Source organism: Cupriavidus sp. HE11 (assembly GCF_056097175.1).
Window position 1 is genome coordinate 2,303,371 of sequence record NZ_CP184465.1, and the last position, 18,505, is coordinate 2,321,875.

At 67.4% G+C, this 18,505-nt stretch carries 17 protein-coding genes; 6 read left to right on the forward strand and 11 right to left on the reverse strand.

The window, feature by feature from the left end; all coding sequences use genetic code 11:
• The first annotated feature begins 43 nt into the window (after window positions 1-43).
• The 5 genes from ACOABP_RS27690 to ACOABP_RS27710 all read left to right on the forward strand — a co-directional run bounded on the left by ACOABP_RS27690 (window position 44) and on the right by ACOABP_RS27710 (window position 6,281).
• Window positions 44-1,558, forward strand: coding sequence for a DUF1214 domain-containing protein (locus ACOABP_RS27690; protein WP_474228979.1), 1,515 nt, complete (start codon window positions 44-46; stop codon window positions 1,556-1,558).
• A 131-nt stretch (window positions 1,559-1,689) separates the two neighbouring features.
• A complete protein-coding gene (locus tag ACOABP_RS27695; RefSeq protein ID WP_474228981.1) occupies window positions 1,690-2,805 on the forward strand; it encodes an NADH:flavin oxidoreductase/NADH oxidase in 1,116 nt (371 codons plus the stop codon).
• A 19-nt stretch (window positions 2,806-2,824) separates the two neighbouring features.
• A complete protein-coding gene (locus ACOABP_RS27700) occupies window positions 2,825-4,024 on the forward strand; it encodes an acyl-CoA dehydrogenase family protein (protein ID WP_474228983.1) in 1,200 nt (399 codons plus the stop codon).
• Window positions 4,025-4,105: 81 nt separating this feature from the next.
• Complete coding sequence (locus ACOABP_RS27705; protein ID WP_474228985.1) at window positions 4,106-4,879, forward strand: fumarylacetoacetate hydrolase family protein; 774 nt, start codon at window positions 4,106-4,108, stop codon at window positions 4,877-4,879.
• Between the two features lie 136 nt (window positions 4,880-5,015).
• Window positions 5,016-6,281, forward strand: a complete 1,266-nt coding sequence (locus tag ACOABP_RS27710; protein WP_474228987.1) for an MFS transporter — start codon at window positions 5,016-5,018, stop codon at window positions 6,279-6,281.
• A 63-nt stretch (window positions 6,282-6,344) separates the two neighbouring features.
• Here the strand turns inward: ACOABP_RS27710 and ACOABP_RS27715 are convergent, their stop codons facing one another.
• Window positions 6,345-6,827, reverse strand: a complete 483-nt coding sequence (locus tag ACOABP_RS27715) for a cupin domain-containing protein (RefSeq protein ID WP_474228988.1) — start codon at window positions 6,825-6,827, stop codon at window positions 6,345-6,347.
• Window positions 6,828-7,178: 351 nt separating this feature from the next.
• Here ACOABP_RS27715 and ACOABP_RS27720 point away from each other — a divergent pair, with 351 nt between their 5' ends.
• Window positions 7,179-7,346: a hypothetical protein gene (locus tag ACOABP_RS27720; protein ID WP_474228990.1), complete on the forward strand. Its 168-nt coding sequence runs from the start codon at window positions 7,179-7,181 to the stop codon at window positions 7,344-7,346.
• Between the two features lie 92 nt (window positions 7,347-7,438).
• Here the strand turns inward: ACOABP_RS27720 and ACOABP_RS27725 are convergent, their stop codons facing one another.
• The 10 genes from ACOABP_RS27725 to ACOABP_RS27770 all read right to left on the reverse strand — a co-directional run bounded on the left by ACOABP_RS27725 (window position 7,439) and on the right by ACOABP_RS27770 (window position 18,484).
• Window positions 7,439-8,890, reverse strand: a complete 1,452-nt coding sequence (locus tag ACOABP_RS27725) for an aldehyde dehydrogenase family protein (RefSeq protein ID WP_474228992.1) — start codon at window positions 8,888-8,890, stop codon at window positions 7,439-7,441.
• Window positions 8,891-9,116: 226 nt separating this feature from the next.
• Window positions 9,117-10,874: an ATP-binding response regulator gene (locus tag ACOABP_RS27730; protein WP_474228994.1), complete on the reverse strand. Its 1,758-nt coding sequence runs from the start codon at window positions 10,872-10,874 to the stop codon at window positions 9,117-9,119.
• A gap of 34 nt (window positions 10,875-10,908) precedes the next feature.
• Complete coding sequence (locus ACOABP_RS27735; RefSeq protein ID WP_474228996.1) at window positions 10,909-11,565, reverse strand: response regulator; 657 nt, start codon at window positions 11,563-11,565, stop codon at window positions 10,909-10,911.
• Between the two features lie 268 nt (window positions 11,566-11,833).
• Window positions 11,834-12,529, reverse strand: coding sequence for a dipeptidase PepE (gene pepE / locus ACOABP_RS27740; RefSeq protein ID WP_474228998.1), 696 nt, complete (start codon window positions 12,527-12,529; stop codon window positions 11,834-11,836).
• 111 nt (window positions 12,530-12,640) lie between these two features.
• The gene (locus ACOABP_RS27745) at window positions 12,641-13,495 is read right to left on the reverse strand and encodes a phosphodiesterase (protein WP_474229000.1); all 855 of its coding nucleotides are present in this window, start codon (window positions 13,493-13,495) and stop codon (window positions 12,641-12,643) included.
• On the reverse strand, window positions 13,492-14,550 hold the full coding sequence (locus ACOABP_RS27750; protein WP_474229002.1) for an ABC transporter ATP-binding protein: 1,059 nt from the start codon (window positions 14,548-14,550) through the stop codon (window positions 13,492-13,494). The genes ACOABP_RS27745 and ACOABP_RS27750 overlap by 4 nt, the downstream gene beginning before the upstream one ends.
• Window positions 14,543-15,445 (reverse strand): ABC transporter permease, encoded by a 903-nt coding sequence (locus tag ACOABP_RS27755; protein WP_474229004.1) that lies wholly within the window; start codon window positions 15,443-15,445, stop codon window positions 14,543-14,545. Before ACOABP_RS27755 ends, ACOABP_RS27750 begins: the two co-directional genes overlap by 8 nt.
• A 26-nt stretch (window positions 15,446-15,471) precedes the next feature.
• On the reverse strand, window positions 15,472-16,290 hold the full coding sequence (locus ACOABP_RS27760) for an ABC transporter permease (RefSeq protein WP_474229006.1): 819 nt from the start codon (window positions 16,288-16,290) through the stop codon (window positions 15,472-15,474).
• A 23-nt stretch (window positions 16,291-16,313) separates the two neighbouring features.
• Window positions 16,314-17,348, reverse strand: a complete 1,035-nt coding sequence (locus ACOABP_RS27765) for an ABC transporter substrate-binding protein (protein WP_474229007.1) — start codon at window positions 17,346-17,348, stop codon at window positions 16,314-16,316.
• A gap of 47 nt (window positions 17,349-17,395) precedes the next feature.
• Entirely contained in the window at window positions 17,396-18,484 is a 1,089-nt protein-coding gene (locus ACOABP_RS27770) for a substrate-binding domain-containing protein (RefSeq protein ID WP_474229009.1), read from the reverse strand.
• Between the last annotated feature and the right edge of the window lie 21 nt (window positions 18,485-18,505).

Sequence of the window (18,505 nt, forward strand, 5' to 3'; positions counted from 1 at the left end):
CGCTATGTTCGGCGCGTATCCGAACCCGCAAGGAGCCGTTTCCATGTCGAATTCCGTTGCCGCCAGGCTGGCTAGCCTGACGCTGCTTGCCGCCGGGCTTGCCGGCTGCGCGTCCCAGGCATCGTCTTCCTACAAGATGACCACGCCGATCCCGCCGGAGATCACCACGCCGGCATCGGTCGATACCCGCATTGGCAGGCTAGAGTTCTTCGATGGGGTGCCCACGGCCGCGACGGCCCGGAAGGTCTTTGACAATATCGATTTCGCACGCGGCGTGGAGGCGTTCCTGAACGGCGTGCCCGGCGCCTCGATGGTGGCGATCCGCACGGGCTTGCGCAGCGCGGGCGCGGTTGGCAGCACGGTGGGCGTGTACGAGCAGCTGATGGATTCGAAGTCGATCTACCTGACGCCGAACAGCGAGACCATCTACTTCTGGAACTGGATGGACCTCAAGGATGGCCCGGTGGTAGTGGAGACGCCGCCCAACATCCTCGGCGTGGTCGACGATTTCTGGTTCCGCTACGTCACGGACATGGGCAACGCCGGGCCGGACAAGGGCAAGGGCGGCAAATACCTGTTCGTGCCGCCTGGCTACACGGGCCAGTTGCCGTCCAGCGGCTACTTCATCGTCCAGAGTTCCACCTACGGCAACCTGCTTTTCGGTCGCGCATTCATGCAGCATGGCGACCCGCGACCCGGCGTGGCAAGCCTGAAGGCCGGGCTCAGGGTCTACCGGCTGGCTGACGCGGCAAGGCCACCGGAGACGACGTTCATCAACCTGTCGGGCAAGGTGATGAACACCGTCCACGCCAACAACTTCAAATTCTACGAAGAGGTCAACCAGATCATCCAGGAGGAGCCGGCCGGGGCATACGGGCCCGACATGACCGGCATCTTCACGGCCATCGGCATGCAGAAGGGCAAGCCGTTCGCGCCCGATGCGCGGATGAAGCAGATCCTGACCGACAGTGTGGCGGTGGGCAACGCAACGGCCCGCGCCATCGACTTTCGCAATCGCGACCCGCGTACACTGATTTTCCCGGACCGGCGCTGGACCACGCCGTTCATTGGTGGCAGCTACGAATGGCTCGACAACGGCGCGCGTAATTTCGATGCGCGCACGCTGTTCTTCTACGCCGCCACGATCGATACCCCGGCCATGGCGGTGGCAATGCCGGGCATCGGCTCGCAGTACGCGGCGTCGAACCTCGACGCCGCAGGCAACCCGCTGGATGGCGGCAAGACCTACCGGCTGCATGTGCCGGCCAACGTGCCGGTCAAGGATTTCTGGTCGGTGGTGGTGTATGACACCCAGACGCGGTCGATGCTGCAGACTGACCAGCAGTTCCCGAGCCTGTCGAGCGAGAAATCGCTGGTGAAGAATGCCGATGGCTCGGCCGACCTCTACTTCGGCCCGCAACCGCCGGCCGGCAAGCAGGCCAACTGGATCCAGACGATTCCGGGCAAGAGCTGGTTCACCATCTTCCGGCTCTACGGCCCGCTGCAGCCGTGGTTCGACAGGCAGTGGAAGCTTGACGACATCGTCGAGGCATCGTGAGCCCGGGGCGGAGCCAAGGGGATATTCCATGACGGGGGCAGGGTCAGTAAGGTTTGCGGGCGGCGACTACAATCGCCCGGGACGTTGCCCGCTCCCGCGCAGGGAGCCCCAGGACTCCAAGGAATCTCCCCATGTCTCATCTCTTCGATCCGTACCAGATCGGCAATCTCGCACTCTCCAATCGCATCGCCATTGCGCCCATGTGCCAGTACTCGGCCGAAGAGGGCTCGGCCACTGACTGGCACATGATCCACCTGGGCAGCCTGGCGCTGTCCGGCGCGGGGCTGATGATTGTCGAGGCCACGGCGGTGTCGCCGGAAGGCCGCATCTCGCCGGCCGATCTTGGCCTCTACAGCGATGCCAACGAAGCCGCACTGGGCCGCGTGCTCGATGCGGTGCGCCGGTATTCGCCGATTGCCGTGGCGGTGCAGCTGGGCCACGCGGGCCGCAAGGCGTCGAGCCAGTCCCCGTGGGAAGGTGGCGCGCAGATCCGCCCGGATGCGCCGGCCGGCTGGCAGACCGTTGCGCCATCGGCCGTACCCCATGCAGCCGACGAGGTGGCGCCCACGGCGCTCGATCGCGCTGGCATGCAGAAGATCCGCGATGATTTCGTGGCAGCAGCCCGGCGTGCGGCGCGCATCGGCGTCGACGGCATCGAGGTGCACGGCGCGCACGGCTACCTGCTGCACCAGTTCCTGTCGCCCATTGCCAACCATCGCACCGACGAGTACGGCGGCAGCCTCGAGAACCGCATGCGGTTTCCGCTGGAGGTGTTCGATGCCGTGCGCGAGGCCTTTCCGGCCGAGCGTCCGGTCTGGATGCGTGTATCGGCCACCGACTGGGTGCCGAACGGCTGGGATATCGAGGGCACGATTGCGTTGTCGCAGGCGCTGAAGGCGCGCGGCTGCGCGGCCGTGCACGTGAGCACCGGCGGTGTGTCGCCGCAGCAGGCCATCAAGCTCGGACCGGGCTACCAGGTGCCGTATGCCCAGCGCGTGAAGGCCGAAGTGGGCCTGCCGACGCTGGCTGTGGGCCTGATCACCGAGCCGGAGCAGGCCGAGGCGATCATCGCCAATAACGAAGCCGACATGATCTCGATCGCGCGCGCCATGCTGTACGACCCGCGCTGGCCGTGGCATGCGGCCGCCAAGCTTGGCGCGCAGGTCGATGCGCCCAGGCAGTACTGGCGCTCGCAGCCGCGCGGGCTGGAGCAGCTGTTCCGCAACGTGCATTTCGGTCAGCGCTAGACGCTGCGCGGAGACGAACATGTTCACTCCCTGTCCCTCGGAAAGAAGCCGCGATATCGCGGATCGCGTGGAACGCTTCGTGCGCGACGTGGTGGTGCCGTACGAGCAGGATCGGCGCTGCGAAGCCCACGGGCCGACCGCCGAACTGGTTGAGGAGCTGCGTGCCAGGGCACGGAGCTCAGGTGTGATGACGCCGCATATTCTTGCGGATGGCTCGCATCTGAGCCAGCTGGAAACGGCTGCGGTGCTGAAGCGATCCGGGTTGTCGCCGCTCGGCCCGGTTGCCGTCAACACCATGGCGCCCGACGAGGGCAACATGTTCCTGCTCGGCAAGGTGGCCACGCCTGCGCAGAAGGCACGGTTTCTGGACCCCCTGGTGCGTGGCGAGGCGCGTTCGGCATTTTTCATGACGGAGCCGGCCGAGGAGGGCGGTGCGGGCTCCGACCCGTCGATGCTGCAGACCCGGGCCGTGCGTGACGGCGACGCATGGGTCATCAACGGGCGCAAGAAGTTCATCACGGGCGCCGAGGGCGCCCGCGTGGGCATCGTGATGGCGCGTAGCGACGATGGCGGCGAACGCGCGCAGGCCACCATGTTCCTGGTCGATCTGCCGCACCCGGCGATCCGTACCGAGCGCGTGCTGGATACCATCGACAGCTCGATGCCGGGCGGCCACGCCCAGGTGCTGATCGACAATCTGCGGGTGCCGGCGGACCAGGTGCTTGGCGAAGTCAACGACGGCTTTCGCTACGCGCAGGTACGACTGTCTCCGGCACGGCTTTCGCATTGCATGCGCTGGTTCGGGACGGTGGCGCGCGCCGACGAGATTGCGCGTGGCTATGCCACGACGCGCAAGGCGTTTGGCAAGCTGCTGATCGACCATGAGGGCGTCGGGTTCATGCTGGCCGAAAACCTGATCGACCTGCAACAGGCGGCGCTGATGATCGACTGGTGCGCGGGCGTGCTCGATGCCGGGTCGCTGGCGACCACCGAAAGCTCGATGGCAAAGGTGGCCGTGTCCGAGGCGCTGTTTCGCGTGGCGGACCGATGCGTGCAGATACTGGGCGGCAACGGCGTATCGCGCGATACCATCGTCGAGCAGGCGTTCCGCGAATTGCGGGCCTTCCGCATCTACGACGGCCCGACCGAAGTGCACAAGTGGTCGCTGGCAAAGAAGATCAAGCGCGACATGCTGGCAACGCCGGGCAGCCATGGCTGAGGGATGACGTGCGGCACGGCCGCGCCCTTCCGTGTGGCATAGTGTGCCGTCATTTTCACAATCACGCAGGCCTGAATCACGATGAGCGAAGCAAGTTTCGACCCCCATGTTCCCGCACGCCGGCTGACCGCCGCATCCCGCGCCGGCGAGGCGTTGATCGAGCTGGCGGAGGCCGAGCGCCCCGCCACGCTGGCACAGGGTTACGCCGTCCAGGCGGCTTTTGTCGCGACACTTGGCGAGGGCGCAGTGGGCTGGAAGCTTGCCGGCGCCTCGCCGCGAGGGCTGCGCGGCGAACTGCCCAATCCGCCTGCGATCGGCACGCTGACGCCGGCCCGCGTATTTCAATCGAACGCCGTGGTGACGCTGCCGCCGGGCCGGCAGGCAACGCTCGAGGTGGAGGCGTCATTCACGTTTGCACGCGCGGCGTCGCCGGCCAACGAGACGTTCGACGCGGCATCGATGATCGAATGCGCGGCCGTGGCCGTGGAGGTCGTGTGCAGCCGGTTCGTGGATCGCAAGGCGGTGGGCCAGCCGAGCTTTATCGCCGACAACGTGGGCTTTCATGCGCTGATTCGTGGCGACCGGATCGACCACGCAGCCGATCCGCTGTTCGAAGCCGATGCGGGTATCTGGCGCGATGGCGAGCGTATCGCCGGTTCGCTGGGTGGTGACGACCGGACGAAGCCGTTCCTGTCGCTGGGCCATCTGTGGGACAGGCTTGCTGCAGAGGGGGCGACGATTCCCGCAGGCGCGGTGGTTACCACCGGCACGCTTTCTGTGCCCGTGGATGTGCCGGCGGGAGGCGATTTCGTGGCCCGCGTGGGCAATGCCGCCGTGGCCTTCTCGCTCGCCTGACCGGACGGCGGCTGGCGGCTGGGGCAGCGTGTCCCTTTTGCGAGTGTCGGAGCAGGAATCGCGACAGCCAACGGGTTCGGCATCGGGCAGACTACCCTGTCCAGAAGACCAATAAAGAACCTGGGGGAGACGCCCAATGAACACCGAGCTTTCGCCAACGCCGCCGGTTGAAAAAGCCACCGAGGCTCCGCAGGCCGCACGGCCTGCCACGGATAACCACCCGCTGCGGGTGGTCTTGCTGCTCAATGTCGGCCACGCGCTGGACCACCTGTTTCTGCTGATCTTCGCCACGGCGGTGGGCACCATCGCATCGGAGTTCGGATTCGCCCGCTGGGAAGACCTGATGCCCTATGGCGTGGGCGCATTTTTCCTGTTCGGGCTTGGCTCGGTGCCTTCGGGCCGCCTGGGCGACATGTGGGGCCGCCGCCAGATGATGCTGGTGTTCTTCTTCGGGCTTGGTGTCGCGGCATTGCTGACCGCGCTGTCGCAAGGCCCCTGGCAACTGGCGGGTGGGCTGGCCCTGATCGGCCTGTTTGCGTCGATCTATCACCCGGTGGGGATTCCGATGCTGGTCCAGCGCGCGAGCCGGCCGGGTTCGGCCATCGGGCTCAATGGCCTGGCGGGCAATCTTGGCGTGGCCGGCGCCGCGCTGCTGACGGGATTCCTTGTCCAGGCTTGGGGCTGGCGCGCGGCATTCGCCGTGCCCGGTGTCATCTCCATCGTCTGCGGCATTGCCTTTGCGTTGCTCTGCGCGCCCCAGGGCCCGGCGCCGGGGCGCAGCCGCAAGCCGCCGCAGGTGGTCTTGCCGCCCCGGCTGCTGGCCCGGGCGCTGGTCGTGATGACGGCGGCCGCCGTCACCGGGAGCCTGCTGTTCAACTTCACCACCAATGGCAACACCCAGTTCCTGACCGAGCGGTTCAATGGGCTGGTCGAGGATCCGGTCATGATCGGCCTGCTGCTGGCCGTGATCTATACGCTGGCGTCGTTCACGCAGGTGATTGTCGGAAAGCTGATCGACACGGTGCCGCTCAAGCGCCTGTACCTGTGCCTGGTGCTGGCGCAGATCCCCTGGCTGGTGCTTGCCGCGCATGCGCAGGGATGGTGGCTGTTCGTGGCGCTGCTGGGCGCCATGGTGTGCATCTTCGGCAGCATCCCGTTCACCGACGCGATGATCGTGCGATACGTCGACGACAGCGTAAGATCGCGCGTGGCCGGCATGCGGCTGGCCGTTTCCTTCGGCATCAGCTCGCTGGCGGTCTGGCTGCTGGGGCCGGTGGTCAAGGCGTCCAGCTTTGCCTCGCTGTTCCTGGCGATGGCCTGCATTGCCGCCTGTACCGCGATGGTGGTGCTGCTGCTGCCGTCCGATGCCGCCGCGGCGGGGCAGGCAGAGGCCCGCAGCTGACCCGGGCCTCGCGCTGCTCCGACACGCCGGCCGGTTACACCGATCCGCCTCGCCGATCCGCCTTCAAGGCAGCAGGTGCGTATCGTTCGGTGCCTGCGGCGGCAGCTTGATGGCCAGCGACCTGAACTCGCCGGTCGAGGCGATCGAGCCCGCGTGCGCGGCGCCCTTCGGGATGATGATCAGGTCGCCGGGCCCCACCTGGTGCTGTTCGTTGCCCAGCCAGAACGTGCCGGTGCCTGCAATCACATACTGGATCTCGTCGGCGCTGGTGTGATAGTGCTTGGGCACATTGCCCGACTGCACGGCAATCGTGCCGCTCGGTGTGTTCACCAGCCCCCTGGTGCGCAGCGTGCCCATGTTGGGCACCTGCGGGCCGATATCGTCGTTGCTCATCGCCGCCAGGTTCTTGATGATCAGCGGCGTCAGTGCGGCCGGCGGGGTCTGCGCATGGGCCAGCGGCAGGTCCACATGGGCCGCCAGGAAGCCGGCAGCGAACGTGGCGATGAAAGCGGCCGGGATTGCGACACGAACGGCAAGTCGATGCATTGTTATCTCCCTTTTTGTTGTACTGGCGGTCATGGCACTGCGGCAACACACCACGCCTGCCATGCCGCGCTGCATTGTCTCACCGGCATCGGCATCTGGCGCCAGCATGCGGGCATCGGGACTTTCCTCCTTGACTTCTGCAGCCGCGCAAGGCGGTACCGGTATCGTCCGGAATCCCGCGCTGCAGCATCATTCAAACGCCAATAACGAAGGGATTACCATGATTGCCGCGCCCCATTGATGGCGCGACCATCGGCGCAAATAGATTGCAGTGGGCAGTACCCGGGCGCCCCGAAAGCACGCCCGTCATCACAGAAGTAGTCGAAGAACGCACTCTGGGAGACACCAACCATGCAAGTCTATGACGGGCTCGTCTTTGCCTGCGCCATGATCCTTGTCTGCATGTACGCCTATCTGGGCGTGCAGTCGCAGAGCCTCGCGCTGAAATACGTATCGCCGGCCATCGTGGGCGTCCTGACGCTCATCTATGCGCTGCTGCCGATGCGCATGATTGGCTGACGCGCGACGCAAACAAAAACCCCGCCAGGCCATGGCGGGGTGTGCAGACCTGCGCCAGCCGCCACAGCGGCCAGCCTGATGGCCGAAGACGCCTAGCGCAGCGACAGCCAGATCGCCTTCGGTTCCGTAAAGTTCTCGATGGCGGCGTCGCCATGCTCGCGGCCCAGGCCGGAGTCGCCCGCGCCGCCCCATGGCAGGCGCACGTCGGTATAGCCATAGGTGTTGATCCAGACCGTGCCGGCGCGCAGTTCGCCGGCCACCTTGTGCACGCGCTGGATGTCCGCGCTCCACACGCCGGCGGCCAGGCTGAACGCCGTGCCATTGGCAATGCGCACCGCATCTTCCTCGTCGTCGAACGGGATCACGCTGGCTACCGGGCCGAAGATCTCCTCCTGCGAGATCCGCATCTCGTGCGCCACGTTGGCAAACACGGTGGGCTCGACGAAGAAGCCGCGCTCGCCCACGCGCACGCCGCCCGTGACGGCGCTGGCGCCTTCCTGCTTGCCGATGTCGACATAGTCCAGCACGGTCTTCATCTGTGCCGCCGAGACCACGGGACCCATGGTGGTGTCCGGCGCGGCCGGGTCGCCCACGCGGATGGCCCTGGCGCGCGCTGACAGCCGTTCCACCACTTCGTCATACACCTGCCGCTGCGCCAGGATGCGCGAGCCGGCCGAGCACACCTGGCCGGCATTGAAGAAGATGCCCGAGGCGGCCGCGCGCGTGGCGGCGTCCAGGTTGGCATCGGCAAAGATCACGTTGGCTGACTTGCCACCCAGTTCCAGCGTCACGCGCTTGAAGTTGGCCGCCGCCCCCTGCATGATGCCGCGCCCCACGCCGGGCGATCCGGTAAAGGTCACCTTGTCGATGCCCGGATGGGCCACCATGGCGTTGCCCACCACGCTGCCCTTGCCGGTCACCACGTTGAACACGCCCGGCGGGACGCCGGCCTCGAGCGCCAGTTCGGCCACACGCAGGGCGGTCAGGGGAGTGATCTCGGCCGGCTTCACGATCAGCGTGCAGCCGCAGGCCAGGGCCGGGGCGATCTTCCACATGCCGATCATGAGCGGGAAATTCCACGGCACGATGGCCGCCACCACGCCCACGGGTTCGCGCACCGTATAGGTCAGCGCGTCCGGACGGGCCGGGATCACGCTGCCGTGGATCTTGTCGCACCAGCCCGCGTAGTAGCGCACGGTGTCGATCACGGCCGGCATGTCCTGGCGCCGCACAGAGGCCAGCGGCTTGCCGGCGTCCTGGCTTTCCAGCGCCACCAGTTCCTCGGCGTGGGCTTCGAGCAGGTCGGCAAACCGGTACAGGATGCGTGCCCGATCCGCCGCGCGCATGCCGGCCCAGCCCTTCAGCGCCGTGCGCGCAGCCTTGACCGCGGTATCCACGTCGGCGGCGCTGCCTTGTGCCACCAGCGCAATGGGCGCTTCGGTGGCGGGGTTGATGTCGGTGGAGTATTCGCCGGTGCCAGGCGGCAGGCGCTTGCCGTCGATCAGCAGGTCGTGCTTGGGCAGATCGGAACGCAATGCGGTCATGGAAGGCTCCTCGCTTGGTTCATGGTTCTGGAATGACGTGCGCGGCGGCCGGAGAATCAGGCCCGCTTTTTTGGAGTGTGGGCGGGCCTCAGACCCAAGTCCAATTAATAGGAATGATTCATTCATACGATTAATGCATGAATGATGGCTTTGCTTATCGTGTGATCCCTTTCCATTCAGGCAGGCCACCCGGATGGCGGGGAACAGGCGCTTCAGGCGCAGGCGCTCAGCCAGCCTCGCGCAGCAGGGCGCCGATGGCGGCATGAAGCTCGCCAGGCACCACGGGCTTGTGCAGCAGGGCGGTACCCCCGGCGTGGACATTGCGCAGGCGGTCGGCGGCGGTATCGCCGGTAATGACGATGGCCGGCAGGTTGCGGCCGGTGCGTTCGCGGATAGCGGCAATCGCTTCCAGCCCGGTGCGGTGGCCGCGCAGGCGGTAGTCGGCCAGCACCAGGTCCGGCGTGAAGCCGGAAAGCAGCGCCAGCGCCTCTTCCTCGGTTTCGGCGGTCTGGTTCGGACAGTTCCAGACCGTCAGCAGGCCGGACATGGCCTCGCGGATGGCGGGGTCGTCGTCGATCACCAGCACGCGCAGCCCATCCAGGCGCGCGGCGGCGCCGGGCAGCACCGATTCCTCGGGCGCTGTCCATGCCAGCGGCAGGCGCAGGCGGAACACCGAACCCCGGTTCGGCGCCGATGCCAGCGTCACCGACGTCTGCATCGTCCGCGCCAGGCCGTCCACGATGGCCAGCCCCAGGCCCAGCCCCTTGCGCTGGTCGCGTTCGGGGTTGCCCAGTTGATGGAACTCGCGAAAGATCGCCCGGTGCTGGGTCACCGGGATGCCGATGCCGGTATCCCAGACTTCCACCGACACATGGAAGCGGCGCTTGCGGCAGGCTACCAGCACGCCGCCACTGCGCGTGTAGCGGATGGCGTTGGCGATCAGGTTGCGCAGGATAAGTTCGGTCAGCGTGGGGTCGCCAAAGGCCGTGGCCGTGGTGTCGCGAGTGCGATAGACCAGCCCGCGCGCATTGGCCTGCGGGGCAAACTCGTTTTCGAGCTTGTGCAGCAGCGGCTGCAGCCGGAAGGGACGCGGCCGCGACGTGACCACGCCGGCGTCGAGCTTGGAGAAATCGAGCAGCGTGTTCAGCATTTCGCGCGCCGCGCCGGACGATGCCTCGATGTGATCCAGCAACTGGCGCTGCCGTGCGTCCAGCGGCGTGCGGCCCAGCGATACCAGGAACAGCCCCAGCGCATGCAGCGGCTGGCGCAGGTCGTGGCTGGCCGATGCCAGGAACACCGACTTGGCCCGGTTGGCTTCCTCGGCCTCGCGCTGGGCGTGGCCGGCCCGTGCGGTCTGGTCGCGCAACTGCGAGATCAGTTCCACGTTCTCGAAACGCAGCGTCAGCGAATGCCGCGCCATGCGCGAATAGTTGCGCGCGAACACGATCAGTACGAACAGGTAGAGCGGGGTGCCCAGGAACATCGGCAGGTAGGCGATATCGTGCGTGACGATAAAGACCGCCCAGACCGGCACGATGGCCGGGATGAAGAAGCCCACCGCCACGGGCAGGCAGGCCGAGAACACGGCCAGCGCCGCCGCGCTCATGCCGGCGATCAGCGACAGCACGCAGATCACCACGGCCGGCGAGCGGATATCGAGATAGAGCCAGCCGGCCAGCCCCCACAGGCAGCCGATCAGGACCAGCATGGCGGTCATGCCCCGCGCGTACAGGCCCGAGCGGGCCTCGGTCAGCCGATCGGGCACGGCCAGCCGGCCGAAGTGGGCCATGGCACAGAGCACCGCCATTGCCGCCGCCCACGGCAGCGCGCCGGGATGGCCCTCGGTCAGCGACAGGCCCGTGCCCAGGATGATGGCGGCCAGCGCGCAGCCCAGCATGGCCATGCCGAAGCTCTGGTCGATCAGCTCCATCTGCGCGGACAGCAGCCGCGGCTCGTCGTAGTGCGGAAGGAAGGGCAACGCCATGGTCGCGCGGCGGGCGGGTTGGGTGGAGAGGCGCTCAGCGATGCGTCTGCACCAGCCCGCGGCGCTGCGCTTCGAGGATGGCTTCCACGCGGCTGACCACGCCCAGATGGTCGAGGATGGCCGCCACGTGCACGCGCACGGTGTTTTCGGACAGCCCCAGATGGTAGGCGATGACCTTGTTCGAACGCCCCAGGCTCAGTTGCGTCAGCACCTCCAGCTGGCGCGGCGTGAGCTGGCTGGGCTCGTAGGCAGGGGTAACGCCCGGGGCGCTGCCGTGCGCGCCGGGGCCGTACCCGTTGCCGTCCGCCGGGAAATGCGTGCCGCCCGACAGGCAGCTGGCGATGGCGCGCTCGATATCGACCGCATCGGCCGACTTCGGCAGGAACCCGGCAATTTCGCGCCGGGAATCGGCGGGGATGGCGTCGATATGCGATGTGCCCGAGACGATCACGATACGCGCCGCGGCAAAGTGCCGGCGCAGGACCTTGATGCCTTCGATGCCGTTCAGGCCCGGCATCTGGATGTCCAGCAGCAGGATGTCCACGGGCTGGCTGGCGTGGGCCTGCACGGCCTCCATGACCGACCCCGCCTCGATGATCGACGCCACGCTGGGGCTGTCTGCCAGCAGCAGCTTCAGCCCGGTGCGGAACAGGGTGTGGTCATCGATCAGCAGGAGTCGGGCACGCGACATGGGAACACGCACAAAGTGCAGGGAGCGACATTGGGATCGATTGGACTGGATTCGACGCAGGTTGTCCATCGCCAGCATTGGGGGCGCGCCGGGTTGCGCGGCGCCAGCCCATGTGATGGATAACGGCCTCTAGTCCGGAAAGATTATTGGCAGCGTAGTGGTGCGATGCCAGCATTTTCCCGTGGACGAATTCCGCGACTTGTCCATACCACTTCTCATACCCGCTCCTCCCGGCTGCGGGTATTTTTTTGTCCGGATGCAGGGCCGGTCAGACCGGAATCGACAGCGGCCCGGCGGTTACGTCCCAGGTTGTCGCATCGAGGAACCAGCGGGCGGCGTGCGGGCCGTTCAGCACGCATTGGTCGTCCGACACGCGCAGCCAGTTGCCCTCGGGCAGACCGAGCACCGGGGTATCCGGCGACAGCGTCGTGAATTCGGCCAGCCGCTGGTCGCGCGTCTCGCCACGGAAGCCTTCGATTTCCAGGTTGTAGTAGTGCGGGTTGATCTGGAAGGGCACCAGGTTCAGTGCGTCGAAACCGCCCGGGTCCACCACCGGCATGTCGTTGGTCGTGCGGATGGTCGGCGTGGCCAGGTTGGACCCGGCGCTCCAGCCGATATAGCGCGCGGCGCCGCTGCGCACGCGGGCGGCCATGGGCGCCAGCAGGCCCTGCTGGCGCAGCACCTGCAGCAGGCGGAACGTATTGCCGCCGCCCACCACGATCAGCGTGGCGGCGTTGACCGCAGCCAGCGTATCGGCCTGCTCGTGCAGCGACCGCACCGCGATGCCGTTCTGCGCGAAGGCCTCGCGCACCTGGGCGGCGTAGCTGTCCCAGTCGCGCGTCACGCCCGCGTAAGGCACGAACAGGGCGTCGGTACGGCCATCGGCCAGTTCGGCGATGGCTTGGGCAGCATGAACGAGGTAACCCTCGTCCGAAGTCGAATTGCTGAGGAGGAGCAGGTCCATGTCGGGGTGTCGCATAGTTCCGCCTAGCGGAACGTTGGTCCGTAAATCGAGAGAAGCCGACAATGGTACGCCAATGGCACCGGCACGCGCACGGCGCGTGTGCCGGTGCCGTCAGTCGATCAGCTTGCCGTTCGCGTCGAAGAACGGATGCCGCGCCCCGTGGTCGCCGATGGCCGCCAGGTGCGTGACCAGCCCGTGTTGCGGGTGCCACCAGTGCAGCAGGTAGCCCGGCGGCTCCATGCGGAAGCACGATGGCGCCTGCGGGTCCAGGTCCAGCGCCACCTGGTGCGCAGGGCCCGGCGCGGTCATGGCGATGGTGCCGCCAAAGCGGCGCGTGATCTGCCGGTGCAGATGGCCGCAGATCACGCGTTCCACCTGCGGGTGCCGGACGATCACCGCTTCCAGGCCGGCTGTGTTTTCCAGCCCCTGCACGTCCATGTGGCCGATGCCGGTATGGAACGGTGGGTGGTGCAGCATGACCAGCGTGGGCTGCTGCGGCGCGGCGGACAGCGCCGCATCGAGCCAGGCCAGCCCATCGGCATCGGCGCGGCCGCCGGGCTTGCCGGGCACGGTGCAGTCGAATCCCACCAGCCGCAGCGGGCCGGCATCGACGGCGTAGTGCATCGGCGCCTCGCCGTCGCCGTTGGCGAACAGGTAGTCGTGATCGTGAAACACGCTGCGCAGCGACGTGCGGTGGTCGTGATTGCCGGGCAGCAGCTTTACCGGCATCGGCAGGCGCTGCAGGATATCGCGCAGGAAGCGGTACTCGTGCGCGTCGCCGAAGTCGACCAGATCGCCGGTGACCACGACGATATCGGGCAGTTGCGGGGCGGCCAGCAGCGTGTCGATGGCCGTATGCAGCGCACCGGCCGTGTCCACCATGCGGTAGGACAGCTTGCCGCCGGCCTTGATATGCAGATCGGTCAGTTGCGCCACCAGGTAGGGCATGGGGTTTGCGTGGGTCATGCTGCTTGGCAAAGCGTGATCAGGTGTTGGGTATCGATGCGCAGGCCTACGCGGGTGCCGGCGGCCCATGCGTCGCGCCGCGCGGTGTCGACGATCAGCGGCGCGGTGGCGCCCACATCGACCAGCAGCCGCGTGTGGTTGCCCAGGAACAGCGCGGTGACGACCGTGCCTTCCACATGGGCGTCGCCGGCATGCACCAGCGCCACGTCCTCGGGCCGGAACATCAGGCGGGCGGTGGATGTGATTGGCGCATCGTCTGGCGGCCCCATCGGCACCGTGCCGCCCGGCACGCGCCAGCGGCCCGCTTCGGCCGTGCCCGGCAGGTGGTTCATGGTGCCGATGAAGTCGGCCACGAACGCGTTGGCCGGCGCGCGATAGATGTCCTGCGGCGTGCCGGCCTGGGCGATGCGGCCCTTGTCCATCACGATGACGCGGTCGCCCAGCGCCATGGCCTCGGCCTGGTCATGCGTGACGTACACGGCGGTGATATGCAGGCTGCGCAGCAGCTGGTTGATGTCGGCGCGCAGCGCATCGCGCAACTTGGCGTCGAGCGCGGTCAGCGGTTCGTCCAGCAGCAGCACGCGCGGCTGCACGGCAATGGCGCGTGCCAGCGCCACACGCTGGCGCTGGCCGCCCGAGAGCTGGTCGATGCGGCGGTCGGCAAACGGCTCCAGATGCATCATCGCCAGCATCTCGTCCACGCGGCGCTTGCGTGCGGCGCTGTCCACGCGGCGCACGCGCAGGCCATAGGCGATGTTCCCGGCCACGCTCATGTTTGGAAACAGCGCGTAGTTCTGGAACACCATGCCCACGCCGCGCTGCTCGATGGGCTGGTCGGTCACGCGTGTGTCGCCAAACCAGACCTCGCCACCGGCATCGGGCTGTTCCAGTCCGGCGATGATGCGCAGCGTGGTGGTCTTGCCGCAGCCCGACGGCCCCAGCAGCACCACGGTCTCGCCGGCGCCGATATCCAGGTCCAGCGGCTGCAGCGCCAGCGTGCCGTCTGCGAACGTCTTGGCGCACTGGCGCAGGCGGATGGGGGTGGGTTCATGCATGGCGGCTTCCTGGAACGGTGGAGGCGTTGGGGACGGCGGGGACGGTCTGGGACAGGGCCGCAGGTGTGTCCGGGGCGGGTTCGGCAACCGGCGCGTGGCGGCGTGTGCGGGCCCCCAGTGCGCTGACGGCCTGCATGAACACGAGCATCGGAATGATCATGACGAAGAACACGATGGTGTAGGCAGACCCGATTTCGAGCCGCATCGACGCATAGCTGTCGGCCAGGCCCACGGGCAGCGTCTGCGTGGTGGGCGTGTGCAGCATCCAGGTCAGGTTGAATTCGCCCACCGACAGCGTCACCACCATCAGCGCGCCGGCCAGGATGCCCTGGCGGCAGTTTGGCAGCACCACCGTGAAAAAGCGTTGCAGGCGGGTGGCGCCCAGGCTCGCGGCGGCATCTTCGAGCGTGCGGATGTCGATGGCCGACAGGATCGCCAGCACCGCCCGCACCATGAACGGCAGCGTGAACACCACATGGCCGATCAGGATGAACACCCAGCTCGTGCGCAGGCCCTGCCAGCTGCCGTAGAGCAGGATCAGGCCCAGCGCCGTGGCCAGCCCGGGCAGCGCCACGGGCAGCATCAGCAGTTCCTCGATCAGCCGCGTCACGCGGTTGCGCCGCAGCGCCATGTAGTAGGCGGCGGGCACGCCAATCACCAGCGTGCAGGCCACGCAGGCCAGCGCGATGCCCAGCGACAGGAAGATGGTGTTGCGATAGAGCGACCAGACTTCTTCCAGCCAGCGCGTGGTCAGCCCGCTCGACAGGCCGACGAAGATGTTGTTGGTCAGGCCGGCCAGCACGGACAGCACCACGGGCACGGTCATGAAGGCGCAGACCAGCAGGGTCAGCGTCAGTTGCAGCCAGTAGCCGGCGCGGCGGGGTTGGGCGGTCATCGATAGTCCTTGGCAAGGATGGCCGTTCAGGCCGTCGCGGCGACCGTATCGCCGGAGTACCAGCGCGCCAGCGCCAGCAGGGCCCAGGTGACCACGCCAAGCAGGATCGACAGCGCGGCGGCCATGCCGAAGTTGGCGTAGTTGGTGAATTCGTTGTAGATCGTCAGCGGCAGCACGTCGAGCTGCGTGGCAAGCGTAAAGGCCGTGCCGAACGCCCCCATGCTGGTGGCAAAGCAGATTGCGCCGCTGGACAGCATGGCCGGCATCAGCGCGGGCAGCATCACGTCGCGCACCACGCGCCAGGGGCTGGCCCCGAGCGAGCGGGCGGCTTCCTCCAGAGAGGGGTCGAGCTTTTCCACGGCGGCCATCACGGTCAGGATCACGCGCGGAATCGAGAAATACAGATAGCCGACGAACAGCCCGGCCAGCCCGTAGGCAAAGGTCCAGCGCTCGCCGGCCAGCAGGTCGCCAATGCTTGCCAGCAGGCCATTGCGGCCGCCGAGCATGATGACCATGAAGCCGATCACCACGCCGGGGAACGCCAGCGGAAAGGTCAGCATTGCAACCAGCACGGGCTTGCCGGGCACCGGGTGGCGTTGCAGGAAGGTGCCGGCGATGCCGGCGATTACCAGCGTCGCCAGTGTGACCAGTGCCGACAGCACCACGGTCACCATCAGGCTGTGCAGGTAGCGGGCACTGGTGAGCACGGTCCAGTAGACCCCCGCGCCGTCCCCGCCGGTCAGGCTGACTTCGATCAGCCGGGCCATCGGCAGGCAGAAGAACGCCAGGAACACGAGCAGCGCGGGCAGCGCAAACAGGAACAGGGCGGGGGATCGCTGGGTCATGGTGCGGGGCGCGGGCCGGGGGCCTAGCGCACTTCCTTCAGGTACTGGTCGCTGAACGCCTTCTGCGACTGGGCCATCTTGCCAAAGTCCACCGGCTTGGCGCGCGCGTAGTCGGCGGCGGGCAGGAAGCGCGACTGCACTTCGGCCGGCATCGGCACGTTGCGCACCGGACGCAGGTAGGCGTTGGCCCACAGCGCCTGGCCCTGGTCGGACAGCACGAAGTCCAGCACCTTGCGGCCATCGGCAGCGTGCGGCGCGTTGTTCACCAGGCTCATCACGTACGGCACCACCAGCGTGCCTTCCTTCGGGATCACGAAGGCCACGTTGGCGCGGTCCTTGTACCGGGCGCGGTAGGCGTTGAAGTCGTAGTCGAGCAGGATGGGGATCTCGCCGGACAGCACGCGCGCATAGGCGGTCTGCTTCGGCACGATGGGCTGGTTCTTCTGCAGGTCGCGGAAGTACTTGAAGGCCGGCCCGAAGTTGTCCAGCGAACCGCCCATGGCCTGGTTCACGGCCACGGCGCCCACATAGCCGACAAAGGCGCTGGCCGGGTCGAGATAGCCCACCAGGCCCTTGTATTCGGGCTTGAGCAGGTCGGCCCACGACTGCGGCACGGGCTTGCCGCGCAGCGCGTCGACGTTGACCATGAAGCCCAGCGTGCCCGAGTGGATGGCAAACCAGTTGCCCTGCGGGTCCTTCAGGCCGTCGGGGATATCGTTCCAGTGGGCCGGCTTGTACGGCTGCGTCACGCCATCGGCCTTGGCCTGGATGCCGAAGGTCACGCCCAGGTAGGTCACGTCGGCCACCGGCGCGGCCTTTTCGGCCACCAGTTGCGCCAGCGACTGGCCCGAGTTCTTGTTGTCGAATGGCACGGTGACGCCGGTCTTTTCCTTGATCGCGCGGATCTGCGCGGCCCAGTCGGCCCATTCGGGCGGGCAGTTGTAGCAGATGGCGGTCTGTGCGGCGGCGCCCTGGCTGAAGGCGGCGAAGGTGGTGGCGACAGCGGCGGCGGTGGCCAGCCAGCGCAGCGGACGGCGCCAGAAGGATTGCGTCGACATGTAAGGCTCCCTGGTTAGGTCAGTCGGTCAGTCGGTGGTCGGTCGGATCAGGCAGGAACTGCGGGCGCGCTGACGGTGCCCTCGATACGTAGTGCGTGCGGCAGCAGCATGGCGTGGCCGTCGGCACCGGCCGAGCCAACATCCAGCCGGTGCAGCAACTGGGTGATGGCCTGCGTGCCGATGTCGGCGTTGGGCTGGATCACGGTGGCAAGCGGCGGTTCCACCAGCGCGCCCAGCGCGATACCGTCGTAACCCAGCACGGAGACATCGCGCGGCACGCGCAGGCCCAGGCGCTTGAGATCGGAAATCACGCCGATGGCGAGCAGGTCGTTGGTGCAGAAAAACGCGGTGGGGGCGTCGGCCAAGGCCATCAGTGCCTGGATCTGGGGCGCGTTGCTGGCGGTGTGGGACGGCAGGTTGACCGGGTCGCGTATCGGCAGGCCATGGGCGCGCATGGCATCGGCATAGCCGGCAAAGCGTTGCCGGGCACGGTCTGACGCGGTAAAGGCGCCCGAAATCACGGCGATGCGCCGGTGGCCGGCCGCGATCAGTGCGTTGACGCCCTCGCAGGCGCTGGTCTGGTTGTCCACCGACACCGAGTGCCGGCCGCGCTCGGCACTGTCGCGCGATACCTGGTTGTAGGCCAGCACATAAGGCACCGATTCCTGGTCGAGCTGGTCCAGCACGGTGCTGTCGCCGGCATCGGCCACGGTCAGCACCATGCCGTCGACGCGGTGGCGCAGCAGGTATTCGATGCGCTCCCTTTCGCGGGCCGGATCGTAGTTGCTGGTGACCAGCATCAGGGAGTAGCCTGCTGCCATGGCCGATTCTTCAATTCCGCGCCAGCATTCGGCAAACACCGCGTTGTCCAGCGTAGGCAGCATGACGCCAACGATGCGCGTGCGTTGCGCGCGCAGCTTGGCGCCCAGCAGGTTGGGGCGGAACGACAGCCGCCGCGCGGCCTCGTGCACGCGCTGGGCGGTGGCCTCGCGCACCAGTTGCGGATGGCTGAAGACGCGCGATGCGGTGGCCAGCGACACCTTGGCGGCCAGCGCGACATCGGCCAGCGTCACGCCTTGGCCAGGTTCGGCAGAAGCCAGGCGGGGCGGCAGGGCGGCGCGGCGGGATGTTGGCATGCATTCCTCGTCTGATGGCGC

Coding starts and splice junctions, on each gene's coding strand:
- ACOABP_RS27700 (WP_474228983.1), top strand. CDS start 2,825: ATGTTCACTCCCTGTCCCTCGGAAAGAAGCCGCGATATCGCGGATCGC.
- ACOABP_RS27765 (WP_474229007.1), bottom strand. CDS start 17,348: ATGTCGACGCAATCCTTCTGGCGCCGTCCGCTGCGCTGGCTGGCCACC.
- ACOABP_RS27690 (WP_474228979.1), top strand. CDS start 44: ATGTCGAATTCCGTTGCCGCCAGGCTGGCTAGCCTGACGCTGCTTGCC.
- ACOABP_RS27755 (WP_474229004.1), bottom strand. CDS start 15,445: ATGACCGCCCAACCCCGCCGCGCCGGCTACTGGCTGCAACTGACGCTG.
- ACOABP_RS27725 (WP_474228992.1), bottom strand. CDS start 8,890: ATGACCGCATTGCGTTCCGATCTGCCCAAGCACGACCTGCTGATCGAC.
- ACOABP_RS27695 (WP_474228981.1), top strand. CDS start 1,690: ATGTCTCATCTCTTCGATCCGTACCAGATCGGCAATCTCGCACTCTCC.
- ACOABP_RS27710 (WP_474228987.1), top strand. CDS start 5,016: ATGAACACCGAGCTTTCGCCAACGCCGCCGGTTGAAAAAGCCACCGAG.
- ACOABP_RS27750 (WP_474229002.1), bottom strand. CDS start 14,550: ATGCATGAACCCACCCCCATCCGCCTGCGCCAGTGCGCCAAGACGTTC.
- pepE (WP_474228998.1), bottom strand. CDS start 12,529: ATGGACCTGCTCCTCCTCAGCAATTCGACTTCGGACGAGGGTTACCTC.
- ACOABP_RS27715 (WP_474228988.1), bottom strand. CDS start 6,827: ATGCATCGACTTGCCGTTCGTGTCGCAATCCCGGCCGCTTTCATCGCC.
- ACOABP_RS27745 (WP_474229000.1), bottom strand. CDS start 13,495: ATGACCCACGCAAACCCCATGCCCTACCTGGTGGCGCAACTGACCGAT.
- ACOABP_RS27760 (WP_474229006.1), bottom strand. CDS start 16,290: ATGACCCAGCGATCCCCCGCCCTGTTCCTGTTTGCGCTGCCCGCGCTG.
- ACOABP_RS27705 (WP_474228985.1), top strand. CDS start 4,106: ATGAGCGAAGCAAGTTTCGACCCCCATGTTCCCGCACGCCGGCTGACC.
- ACOABP_RS27720 (WP_474228990.1), top strand. CDS start 7,179: ATGCAAGTCTATGACGGGCTCGTCTTTGCCTGCGCCATGATCCTTGTC.
- ACOABP_RS27735 (WP_474228996.1), bottom strand. CDS start 11,565: ATGTCGCGTGCCCGACTCCTGCTGATCGATGACCACACCCTGTTCCGC.
- ACOABP_RS27730 (WP_474228994.1), bottom strand. CDS start 10,874: ATGGCGTTGCCCTTCCTTCCGCACTACGACGAGCCGCGGCTGCTGTCC.
- ACOABP_RS27770 (WP_474229009.1), bottom strand. CDS start 18,484: ATGCCAACATCCCGCCGCGCCGCCCTGCCGCCCCGCCTGGCTTCTGCC.